This window comes from Fodinibius sp. GM108, assembly GCF_058386985.1.
The window spans coordinates 585,454-598,070 of sequence record NZ_JBYEIR010000002.1; the positions used below are offsets into that span (position 1 = coordinate 585,454).

A 12,617-nucleotide genomic window follows, 5' to 3' on the forward strand; every position below is an offset into this window, starting at 1 on the left:
GATGCAAATAGGAAGCCAATTTTATGCAAACTTCCAATTAGTCATATTTACTGGCAAAATAACAAATTGCGGATATATACGGGTTTTACATTGACAGGTTGACAGAAAAGTGTCCAAAAATTACAAATGAAGCTGAATCCCCGCGAATGCTCCTCCCGCAAATTCCGAGGTAAATGTGCGTGAACGCACAATCAATTGAGTGCCGATATTAAAATCCCAGTACCGCGTTTCGATCCCGGTTCCGAGGCCAATATAGGTTGGTCGTTCTGATGCTATGCGTGCCCCAAATCGTATGGGGATTGGTTTCAAGGGACGTCCTTCAAGTCCCAGATGTATTGATAATTTTGTTGTGGTGAAAGCAGTATTATCGAGCCCAAGATTGAGATCTCCCGAGACTTTTATGCGGGACAGATCAATCAGCATACCTGCATTTACAGAAGCAGGCAAGAGGGCAGAAAATTGATCAGAATTATTATTTTGTGATGTTTGAATGGGATTGGAAATAGTTTGTAGCTCGTCAAAATACATTAGATACTGTCCGCCCGAGCCAATAAACATCGATTCTTTAGGCAATTCCTGTTCGATTGAAACTGTATCTGTCGGAGATGAAAGTTGGAGCGGATCTTTATGATAGCGTATCATTCCGATATCATTGGCAGAAAGCGAAAACCGGATCGAATGAGAAACTACGGATTTATCGGGATCATCTTCGATGATGGAAAGGTCGAGCGGAATCAGATAAGTGAGTCCAAAGTCGAATCCTAATCCATACCCGGTATTATCCAACGGATCGAAGGTTTTGCTTAGGTTCCGCTCTATGGCCGACCAGGGGTTGGGATCCACCAAGTAACGAGATGTCATCCCGGAATATTTACCTGTTGTTTGATAGGAAAAGTCAGAGGCATAGATACTGGCGTCACCTTCTTCAGAACGAATATATTGTGCGTCGTAGCTGGCATTAAAGTGGGGACCGGCAAGTACTATTTTGGGAGCAATGCCAATATAGAGTTCGCTAAGCCGGGGCAGTAATCCATCTATAAAAGTGAACTGTCGCCCGTATCCTACTGAAAACTCAAACAGTTGATTCCGTTGTTGATTCAACGTAAAATCACGTATTTGCCGATCGCCATCAGGAACAAATTCATCAGAATACCAACCGCGTCCAATCTCAAATCGTGATGCGGACCTGTAGCGAGCAGTCACGGAATAGGCCGTCTCTCCGCGCTGCCACGAAACTCCACCCAAAATTACATCTGCACGACTTTGGTGCCAAGAGAGTGGTGTGTTTTGCGGGTAATTCTTTTCAAGGATACGTTCTCTTTGAGCGGGTGAAATAGGCGTGGTATATGATTTATAGGGCATTAACCCATCAGTAAACTTAAAAAACTGATCATAAGGATTCTCGGCTGATAGAACAGGTTCGAACAAAATTCCAGTGTGTCCCAATCCTATATTAACTTGCCCATGCCGGTCATTAATGGCCAAGTTAGCGGGATTCCAAAATGTGGTTTCGAAACCCGATAAATAGGTCGTGCCCCCGCCGCCCATAGCCATATTCTGTGCTCCCAGTACGGGTTGTGCACGGGCCGTCGAAGACAGGCCCGGGATGCCGCCCAATATGAGCAGACATCCTGCAAGCTGACAGAGATATCTAAATATACTTTTGAATTTTGTCATTTACCGAAACCTAATATAAGCCCGCTATCCTATGACCTCCATTTTGGCAGCGCGCAGCATCAGTGTTTTACGTCCTCGTTCTTTAAAATATACCACAACTTTTGTTTTCTCTCCTTTACCGGTACGGCTAATGATTTTACCCGGTCCAAAAACGTTATGTACAACCTTCGCACCCACCTGGAACGGATCTTCATCCGGATTATCATAATGAATCTGCGTAGACCCGGAATTATTTTTCTGATAGAGCGGCTTTTTCCAGTCATATTCTACCTGGGTGCTGCCGTCACCGTTGCCTGAACTTTTATTATTGTCAGAAAAGCGGCTTTTATCCTGTTCTATCGAAGATCCGGTTTCGGTTCGGACAACATCCGAACTTACCTCATCCAAAAACCGAGACCGCACTTTGCGCTGCTCTTCGCCATATTTATAACGACTGCGGCAGTGACTGAAAAACAGCTCCTTCTGCGCACGAGTTATAGCCACATAAAACAGACGCCGCTCTTCTTCAATGTTCACCTGCTCATTTTCACGGCTTCCGACGGGGAAAAGTTCCTCCTCCAATCCCACAATAAAGATAACCGGGAATTCGAGTCCTTTTGCTGCATGCACCGTCATCATGGTAACGGCAGGTTTATCTTCGTCATATTTGTCGGTATCGGTGATCAGTGAAATTTCCTGCAGGAAAGAACTGAGCGACGGATTACTATTATTCTTTTCGAAATAGGATATCGCATTTTCCAGTTCCAGGATATTTTCACGGCGCGTCATAGCTTTCGGAGAATTTTCCTCAACGAGCGATTTCATATACCCGGATTTCTCCAGCAGTTTTTTAGTAATTTCAACGAGTGATTTGTCTGTCTGTAGATCTTGTTTAAGTTCCTTAATCATCGCAACAAAATCTTTAACGCTGTTTTTGGCCGGTGTATAGAGGTCGACCCCTTCAACATTTGTAAGAATCTGCCACAGCGATTGCCCCGTTTGACGCGCGTGAGATGTCAGATCATGAATCGATTTATTGCCAATACCCCGCGATGGCTCGTTGATAATCCGCAGCAGATTTGTATCATCATCGGGATTGATCAGCAGCGTCAGATAGGCCAGCACATCCTTGATCTCTTTTCGCTGATAGAATGATAACCCACCCACCAACTGATAGGGGATGCTTTTGCGCCGAAAGGTTTCCTCAAAAACACGACTCTGATAATTCGTGCGATACAGAATCGCAAAGTCGCCGTAATTATACCCCTTCCGCATCTTTAAATCTTTGATGTAATTGGCTACCCGATTAGCCTCGTCACGCTCGTCGTGATTCTCGAGCACCGTGATGGTATCGCCCATATCATTGTCCGTCCAGAGCGTTTTATCGAGCTGGCCGCTGTTCTTTTTAATGATCGAGTCGGCAGCCTTCAGAATGGCTTTGGTTGAGCGGTAATTCTGCTCCAGCGGGATTTCGACGGCATCTTCATAGTCATTCTTAAAATCGAGGATATTGCGGATGTCCGCTCCCCGAAACGAGTAAATGCTTTGTGCATCATCGCCAACTACACACAAATTCTCGTATTTACTGGCCAGCAAGTTTGTCACCTTGTACTGCGCGTGATTCGTATCCTGATACTCATCAATCATGATATATTTGAAACGATCCTGGTACTTTTCGAGCACCTCTTCGTGATCGCGGAACAATTCTATCGGCTTAATCAGCAGATCATCGAAATCCATGGCGTTATTGTGCTTAAGGCGCTCCACATAAATACGATAGATTTTGGCCGTAATGTCGTCGAGCGTGCTGTGTACGAACTTTTCGTTGTACTCATCGGGATAGATGAGCTCATTCTTGGCGTCGCTTATACGGCGCTGCAGAATCCGCGGTTTAATCTCCTTTGGATCGTAATTGTTTTCGCGAAGAATCCGCTTTATAGCATTTTTGGAATCATCGGTATCGTAAATCGAATAATCAGAAGTGAAGCCGATCTTTTCAGCTTCAAAGCGCAAAATTTTTGAGAACACCGAATGGAATGTTCCCATCCACAAACGGTTGGCATCCTGACCAATCAGCTCCTGGATTCGTTCCTGCATTTCATTAGCAGCCTTATTCGTAAAAGTCAGCGCCAGAATTTCATTGGGATGGGCTTTTTGCTGCTGAATAAGGTATGCTATACGATAGGTAAGCACACGCGTTTTACCACTTCCGGCTCCGGCCACAATCAGCAGGGGACCTTCGCCATGACGCACAGCGCGTTTTTGTTGATCATTTAAATCGTGTATAAAATCCGGTTCTTTCGGCATAAATAGACTTAAAATCTTTACCGCTGAGGACGCAAAGGGTAACGCAGAGTAACGCAGAGAAAACAAATAAAATCTCTGCGAAACCTCAGCGTACTCTGCGGTTAATTTAATTCAGCTAAAATTTCTTTTAATTTTTCTAAGTTTGTTTCGGTGTCTTCTTTTTTGTCACGTTCGCGCTGGACCACATTCTCCGGCGCATTATTAACGAATCCATCGTTATTCAATTTCCCCTCTATGGATTGTAAGAATCCTTCTAGCCGGTCAATTTCTTTTTGGATGCGTTCGCGCTCTTTATCCAGGTCAATAAGCCCTTCCAGCGGAACAAACAACTCCGTACCTTCAATAACAGCCGAAGCTGACGTATCTGGTTTTAATAAATCAGTTGATACCTCGAAGCTATTGATTGTCTGAAGCTTGCGGAAGATCCATTCATTTTCCTGTAGTGCTTCAGCTGTGGATTCATCCTTAGCGTTAATTAGTAAGTCTATTTGATCGCTGGGATTCAAGTTGAATTCAGCGCGAATATTCCGAACGGATGAAATCATACGCTGTATAGCATCGAATAGTTCTAGGTCATCTTTCGATACCGCTGTTTTATCATATTCCGGCCAATCGGCAACAATGATAGCTTCTTCGGTATCACGCGGGCGGATATGCTGCCAGATTTCTTCAGTGATAAATGGCATAAAAGGATGCAGCAGTTTCATCAGCTGCTCAAAGAAATTGAATCCACGTGCGAGCCGGTCATCGGGAATATTTTCACCGGCTTTTTCGGCTTTGATCAGCTCGATATACCAGTCGCAAAAATCATCCCAGATCAGCGAATAAATTTTGTGCAGAGCTTCATTTATACGGAACGATTCAAAATCCTTGTTGATGGCATCAATGGTTTCATGCAACCGCGAAAGCATCCATCGGTCAATAAGATTATTCTCATCAATTTCCAGTGTATCGGAATATTCCACACCTTCTTCTCTGTTCATTGAGAGAAAACGGAAAGCATTCCAGATCTTATTGGCAAAATTTCGTCCCTGCTCGCAAAGCTTTTCTTCAAACAACAGGTCGTTACCGGCTGGAGATGAAAAGAGCATACCTACACGAACACCGTCAGTGCCATACTCTTCCATCAGTCTGATGGGATCGGGCGAATTGCCGAGCGATTTTGACATCTTTCGCCGCTCACTGTCGCGGACAATTCCGGTATAATAGACATTGCTGAATGGTTTTTCGCCGCAAAATTCATATCCCGAAATAATCATACGTGCCACCCAGAAAAACATAATTTCCGGGGCGGTTACCAGATCCTGTGTAGGATAATAATATTCAAGATCTTCATTGGCTTCGCCGGTGCGGATAAAATCAGGGTCAAAGACTGTAATAGGCCAGAGCCAAGATGAGAACCACGTATCGAGTACATCTTCATCCTGTTTAATATCCTCGGCAGTAAGAGAATCGTCACCTGATTTTTCTCGTGCTTTTTTAATAGCCTCGTCTTCTGTTTTAGCAATGACATAATCATCCTTGCCGTCGCCGTAATACCAGGCCGGAATCCGCTGTCCCCACCAGAGTTGACGGGAAATACACCAGTCGCGGATATTCTCCATCCAATGGTTGTACTCGTTTTTAAATTTTGATGGATGGAACTGGATGTTATCATTCATCACATTTTCGTGGGCCGGTTTTGAAAGCTCATCCATCTTGCAAAACCACTGCAGCGACAGGCGCGGTTCGATTACCACATCCGTACGTTCCGAAAATCCAACCTGGTTGGTCATCTCTTCAATTTTGACAAGCTGATCGGCGGCTTTCAGATCTTCAACAATAAGATCACGAGCCTCAAATCGGTCTTTGTCCACATAGTGTTGAGCATCTTCGCTGAGCGTACCATCCGGATTAAGCATATCCACAATTTCAAGATTATGCTTTTGCCCGATTTCATAGTCATTTTCATCATGGGCAGGCGTTATTTTCAGGCAGCCGGTCCCGTATTCCGGATCAACGTATTCATCGGCGATAATCTGAACTTCGCGTTCCACAATCGGAATTATCGCCGTTTTTCCGATCAGATCCTGGTAGCGCTCATCATCGGGATGAACACATACGGCGGTGTCTGCTAGAATTGTTTCCGGACGTGTGGTAGCAATGGTAACCCACTCATTGCTGTCCTTTATTTTGTAGCGGACGTGGTAGAGCTTCGATTGCACTTCGCGGTGGATAACCTCCTCATCAGAAAGTGCTGTTTGTGCTTCCGGATCCCAATTAATCATGCGCTTTCCGCGATAAATATAGCCGCGTTCATAGAGCTCGATAAAACAGTCAACGACGGCCTCGTAGAGATCATCTTCGAGCGTAAAGCGTGTTCGTTGCCAGTCGCAGGAAGCGCCAAGCTTTCGGAGCTGCTGTAAGATAATTCCACCATGCTCGTCGGTCCACTCCCAGGCATGGTCAAGAAATTCTTCACGAGTCAGGTCGGCTTTTGTAATGCCATCTTCACGCAGCTTTTGCACAACTTTAGCTTCAGTGGCAATGGAAGCATGATCGGTTCCCGGCACCCAGCACGCATTTTTGCCCTGCATGCGCGCACGACGAACCAGCACATCCTGAATCGTATTGTTAAGCATGTGTCCCATATGAAGTACACCCGTAACGTTAGGCGGCGGGATTACGACCGTATACGATTCGCGATCGTCGGGTTCGGAATGAAAGAAGCCATTTTCTTCCCAGAAGCTGTACCATTTGTCTTCGATACTTCCAGGATCAAAACGTTTGGGAATGTCTTGTGAAACCGTCGAATTATCCAAAATTATTGAAGCTCGTTTTTAGAGTTTCTGTTTGAAATGCTTCAGAGCGGGAAGATACGAAAAAGGAAAGAAGATGTAGAGTGCCCTTTTACTTTTACTCGTCGGATGACAATCTCATTCATCCGACGAGATAGTAGCTTTTATATTATATAGAGATAGATGGGGCGAACGCCCGCTCGTGCCAATATTTCAATCCTATCTCGTCAGCGAGTCTACAGAAAGTATAAATTTTAACTGGTGCGTTTCAGCAATACGCCAAAATGCCCGTCGCAGTTATGTTTGTGGGGGAACGTTTGATAAGCGAGTCCGCCATGAACCATAACTTCATCAGGTACATAGCCTTCTACACTCTGCATTTCAAAGTTTTCGTGGCGGTCCAGAAAGCTCATTACCTGTTCCATATTTTCTTCCTCTTCGAGGGAGCATGTACTGTAAACAAGTCGCCCGCCTACTTTAACCATTTTGGCTGCAGAGTCGAGAAGTTTTGCCTGTCGTTCAACAGCATTATTTAATGATTCCTGATCACGTTTCCAGCGCAGATCAGCTCTTTTGCTAAGCACGCCGGTACCAGTACAAGGTGCATCGAGCAGGACGCCATCAGCCTCATCAAGCTCTAACTCTGTTACATCCGCACGACGAACCCTGATGTTCTCGGCGTGATAGGAGAGGGCGCTTTCGGCCAGTTTATCCAGCCGCTCTGAAGAGACGTCCACAGCTAATATATCCCCTTCGCCATTCATAAGGTCAGACATTAAAATGCTTTTCGTACCGGGGGCAGCGCAAAGATCATAAATACTCTCACCCGGTTTCGGATCCAAAAGATATGGAGCAAATCCTGCGGCGATATCCTGGATCTGACAGAACCCTTTATCGAGCCATCCTTTAGAGATGAAAGGAGCTACACTATCTACCTGAAAGTAACCCGGCAGCCAATCACTTTCTTTAAAATCGATGCCGTGCTTTGTCATCCGTAGCTTAAAATTTTCGGTTTTTGTGCGCAGGTTATTTGCTCGTACATAATAGACGGGACGTTTATTATTTGCCTGCATCAGCTTAAAAGCCTCACGTTCACCGAAGCGCTTAGTCCATCGTTCTACCAGCCACTCGGGATGCGAAAAGGTAGTGGCAACAAGCTTTGTACGATCCTCAAAGTCAGGTTTTGGCAGGTTGTCAATATCCCGTTGGAGGTTGCGTAAAATTGCATTGGTAAGATCGCCGGTACGTGAACCAAGACTGTATTTTGCAATCTCTACTGATTCATTAATGGCAGCATAATCCGGCGTACTGTCCATAAAGATCATATCATAGATGCCCAGCCGGAGAATATTTTTAAGGCTGGATTTCATCTCGTCAATTTTCACATTAGAAAACTGATCGATTAAAAAATCGAGATAGGAGCGTCGTCTCAAAATATTTTGCACATACTCTCGTACTTCAGCACGATCACGAGATTCAAGCTTATCCGCGCGGGAATAGTCAAGGATCCCTTTTTCATCGAAGTCTATTAGTATTTCCACGCTGACAGAACGAGCAGATGTTTCAGTTTCCAATGCAGCCTCTGTTTAAGGTTAAGTTTTTAATGAATGTGTTTATTGCGCCTAAATGTTCTATCATCATTTAAATGAACGTTAGCACAAAATGTTGCCTCACTATCGAAATTTTATAATTTCGACGGGTGCAAAAAATACGGTATTAGCAGGGGAGTTGCTAATAGAGAATAGGGAATACTTCCGGAGGTTGAATTAGATCTATTAGCTTTAATATTCTTTTCACAGCTCATTTCTAATTCCTTTAGATCGAGCTGCAAAATAAACGGGAAGACCAACCAGCAAGATCAGAATGCCTATTGTGGCTCCCCAGCCCGTGAATGTAACACTGGAGTACAGCAGGTACAGACAAACAAGAACAAACACTATGGGGGTAAACGGGTATAAAGGTACTTTGAACGCGTTTTCTTTGGAATCGGATTTGTATCGAAAGATGAAAAGAGAGCAGGTCGTCAAAAGGATGAAAAACCAAAATACAGGGGCCGTGTAATCTACCATTGTAGTGACTGCTTCCTTTGTGAAGGCTCCCAGGATAACAAGAAGAAAAGCAATCCCTCCCTGTACCAGCAGTGCATTAATCGGGGAGTTGGTTGATTTATTCCATCGACCGATAATACGTAGTAGTGAAAAGTCGCGTCCGAGTGCATAGTTGGTTCTGGCACCGGTGATAATTGTAGCATTGGCTGTTGAAAGCGCTGAAATAATCACGATGACAGCCATTCCAAACGAGCCTTGTGTGCCGATAATTTGATTGGTGAGGGCAACGCCTATTGTGTCAGATGAACGAAGCTGCTCGAGCCCCAGCATATGTATATAAGCGCCATTGATAAGCACATATAATAATGTAATGATGGCAATGGCGATAAGCAGAACATGCGTCATATTTTTCCGGACATTTTTAATTTCTGCAGAAAGATATACGCCTTCATTCCATCCCCCATAGGTAAGAAGCACAAAAATCATGGCTGCTCCTGCCGAACTGTTTACAGTAGCACTCTTTGTTGAGTCCACGGATACATCTGTACCATTTAATATACCGGCAATACCGCATAGCAGAAGAATTCCCACGATAAGTGCGGTCATCATACTTTGGACATTTTTGGAGGGCTGGGTGCCCGCTATATTCAGTCCGGTAAGAGTAACAACAGTAATACCGGCATAAATGGAAGAACTGTATGGGCCAAGGTCATAAATAACGGAAGCGTAATCACCCAAGATAAATGCTGCCAGAGCGATAGATCCTGTTTGTATAACAGTCATGCGTCCCCAGGAAAAAAGGAAACCGACCGGAGGACCATAGGCTTCGGTAAGAAAGTAATATTCGCCACCGGCATCGGGTTTATTGGTAGCCAGCTCGGCATAACAGAGTGCTCCGATAATAGAGATGAGCCCCCCCGCTACCCAAAAGGAGAGATAGTGCAATTCGGAAGCAGCATTTTGTGCGACCATTGTCGGGAGTCGGAAAATACCGATACCTACCACTATACCCACAACAACAGCGATGGCGCTTAAATTGGTGAATACCTTTTGCGGACGGCCAGACTCAGTTTTGTTCATGTGGTACTGCTAATATTTTCTGCAAAAGAAATTTCATGATTTTTTATTTGGTGGCAGACCACTTAGAAAACGTTTTATCTTGACCGTTATGATTTTGCATCAAACCATGAATTTGATCTCCTTCAATTCGCCCGCTAAAAATATAATTTTGTCCGTCCTGCGTGGCTCGTATGGAGATGCGCTTTCCCTGTAACTCTGCTTTTTTTACATCGAATGTAGAGCCATTAGCATTCGTAATATTAACAGATATCTCCTGAAAATTTTGATCTATATCCATCGAATACTGCCCGCCGTTGTATGACCAGTTCCAGGTGCCTTCGGCTTTGGCCGGAATCACCCAGTAAAAAATGTCATGATTACCACCTCCATTCATTTCAACCGATATCTCTTTGTCCGGTTTCCATTCTCCCATATCGAAGCTATGCGAGACTATCTCAGTACCGGGCTGAAGTTTCTCTAGGAGATCCGGACGCAGTTTTTTATTGATTGAAGGCAACAGATACATTGTGATGACGGATGCTTCGCTAAAGTCCGTTTCAAAAATATCCTGCTCCATAAACATAATCTGATCGGTAACACCAGCACTGACTGCATTCTCTTTGGCTTCGGAGATACGCTGGGGATCCAAATCGATGCCGTGTCCGCTGGCTCCACGTTTTGCTGCCGCTATAACGATACGTCCATCACCTGAACCTAAATCGATAACATAATCGCTTGGCTGTACATCGACGACATCAAGCATACGCTCAACCACCTTCTTAGGAGTTGGGACATAGGGTACGTCAAGATCCTGAGCTGTGGTGTCGGGCAAATATGCAAACGTTAAGCCGATAAAGACGATAGATTGAACGGCCAGGATAGCATATTTTTTTGCTGATACAAATGTCTGTTTAAGCATAAGTCGCACCTGCTTTTTTAATAAATAGTTATGACTATAGAACGTACATTTTTAAATATGAATAGTAATCTCTAAATAAGAATTATTACCTAACGTTCTAAATCAACCAACATGTGAGCTTAGATGTTCCACTGATGGTGCTGTATTACAACTTTTAAAGGTTTTCACATCTTATCAGAAAAAAGGCTGTACAAATTAACTCAATGATTAGGAATAAAGGTATTACTTTTACTTTCATTTGCTCGTAAAAAGTCCTAACTTTCGCCGCTTCTTATGTGATGAAACATATCGTTTCTTCCTAAAAGGAAATTATCAAAATTTAACTCATTACAACTGATCATCAATAATGAATAAAGGAACCGTTGCACAAGTGATTGGTCCGGTTGTGGATGTGGACTTCGATGAGGGCGACATCCCCCCCGTACTAAATGCACTTTATATAGAACGCGAAGACAAGTCTAAACTCTACCTCGAAGTTGCCCAGCATCTTGGCGAAAATCGTGTACGTACCATAGCGATGGATTCCACTGACGGGTTAGTTCGTGAGATGGAAGTCGTTAATACCGGCGCTCCGATCTCTATGCCTGTTGGTGAGGATATTCGCGGACGTGTATTTAACGTTGTTGGAGAACCCATTGATGGTATTGAACCTCCCAAAGGAGATCGCAGTTATCCGATTCACCGTCCGGCGCCGGATTTTGAAGATTTGGCAACAACTACGGAAATGCTCGAAACCGGTATTAAGGTTATTGATCTGCTTTGTCCGTACGCCAAAGGAGGTAAAACAGGTTTGTTCGGTGGTGCCGGGGTAGGAAAAACGGTTCTTATTCAGGAGTTGATTAACAATATTGCCAAAGGTCACGGTGGTTTATCAGTTTTTGCCGGTGTTGGTGAGCGTACTCGTGAGGGTAATGATCTGATTCGGGAAATGCTTGAAGCCGGCATTATCGATTATGGCGAAGAATTTAAAGAAGCTTTCGAAAATGGAAAGTGGGATCTGAGCAAAGTAGATAAAGAGGCACTGAAAGAGTCTAAAGCCGCCTTTACTTTTGGTCAGATGAATGAGCCGCCAGGAGCGCGTGTTCGTGTTGCTCTTTCCGGATTGACGCTGGCTGAATACTTCCGTGAAGAAGTTTCCCGCGACATCCTGCTCTTTATTGATAATATTTTCCGATTTACTCAGGCGGGATCTGAGGTATCGGCTCTGCTCGGACGTATGCCATCGGCCGTAGGTTATCAGCCGACATTGGCTACTGAAATGGGTGACCTGCAGGAGCGTATTACTTCTACTAAAAATGGTTCTATTACATCTGTACAGGCTGTTTATGTACCTGCGGATGACTTGACCGATCCTGCTCCGGCAACAACATTTGCCCACCTCGATGCTACAACGGTATTGAGCCGTGCTCTTACTCAGATTGGTATTTATCCTGCTGTGGACCCACTGGATTCTACATCACGAATTCTGGATCCGCACATTGTTGGAGAAGAGCACTATGAAACTGCCCAGCGCGTTATTGAAATTCTGCAGCAGTACAAAGATCTGCAAGATATTATTGCGATTCTGGGTATGGATGAGCTTTCTGATGAAGATAAAACAGTTGTGGCTCGTGCCCGTCGTATCCAGCGATTCCTGAGTCAGCCTTTCTTTGTTGCTGAACAGTTTACTGGTCAGCCCGGTGTGTTTGTTAATATTGAAGATACCGTAAAAGGCTTTAAGAAAATTCTGGATGGTGAACTCGATCATCTTCCGGAAAAAGCCTTTTATATGGTCGGAACTATTGAGGAAGCCGAAGAGAAAGGCGAAAAGTTATTAGCAGAGGAAGAAGCCGAAGCAGCAGAATAGAGGTA

Annotated in this window: 7 protein-coding genes; 1 reads left to right on the forward strand and 6 read right to left on the reverse strand. The window is 44.4% G+C overall.

Translation table 11 applies throughout. The features are described from left to right. Positions 1 to 120: 120 nt before the first annotated feature. The 6 genes from ACT3ID_RS05800 to ACT3ID_RS05825 form a co-directional block, all read right to left on the reverse strand. A complete protein-coding gene (locus ACT3ID_RS05800; protein WP_491541051.1) occupies positions 121 to 1,677 on the reverse strand; it encodes a DUF5723 family protein in 1,557 nt (518 codons plus the stop codon). A gap of 24 nt (positions 1,678 to 1,701) precedes the next feature. Then, the gene (locus tag ACT3ID_RS05805) at positions 1,702 to 3,963 is read right to left on the reverse strand and encodes an ATP-dependent helicase (RefSeq protein ID WP_491541052.1); all 2,262 of its coding nucleotides are present in this window, start codon (positions 3,961 to 3,963) and stop codon (positions 1,702 to 1,704) included. 101 nt (positions 3,964 to 4,064) lie between these two features. Further along, positions 4,065 to 6,764: a valine--tRNA ligase gene (locus ACT3ID_RS05810; RefSeq protein WP_491541053.1), complete on the reverse strand. Its 2,700-nt coding sequence runs from the start codon at positions 6,762 to 6,764 to the stop codon at positions 4,065 to 4,067. 230 nt (positions 6,765 to 6,994) lie between these two features. Then, entirely contained in the window at positions 6,995 to 8,314 is a 1,320-nt protein-coding gene (rsmB, locus tag ACT3ID_RS05815) for a 16S rRNA (cytosine(967)-C(5))-methyltransferase RsmB (RefSeq protein ID WP_491541054.1), read from the reverse strand. Positions 8,315 to 8,533: 219 nt separating this feature from the next. After that, positions 8,534 to 9,868: an APC family permease gene (locus ACT3ID_RS05820; protein ID WP_491541055.1), complete on the reverse strand. Its 1,335-nt coding sequence runs from the start codon at positions 9,866 to 9,868 to the stop codon at positions 8,534 to 8,536. A gap of 43 nt (positions 9,869 to 9,911) precedes the next feature. Beyond that, entirely contained in the window at positions 9,912 to 10,766 is an 855-nt protein-coding gene (locus tag ACT3ID_RS05825) for a class I SAM-dependent methyltransferase (RefSeq protein WP_491541056.1), read from the reverse strand. A gap of 343 nt (positions 10,767 to 11,109) precedes the next feature. Between ACT3ID_RS05825 and atpD the strand changes: the two genes are divergently transcribed. Beyond that, a complete protein-coding gene (gene atpD / locus ACT3ID_RS05830; RefSeq protein WP_491541107.1) occupies positions 11,110 to 12,612 on the forward strand; it encodes a F0F1 ATP synthase subunit beta in 1,503 nt (500 codons plus the stop codon). The last annotated feature ends 5 nt before the right edge of the window (positions 12,613 to 12,617 follow it).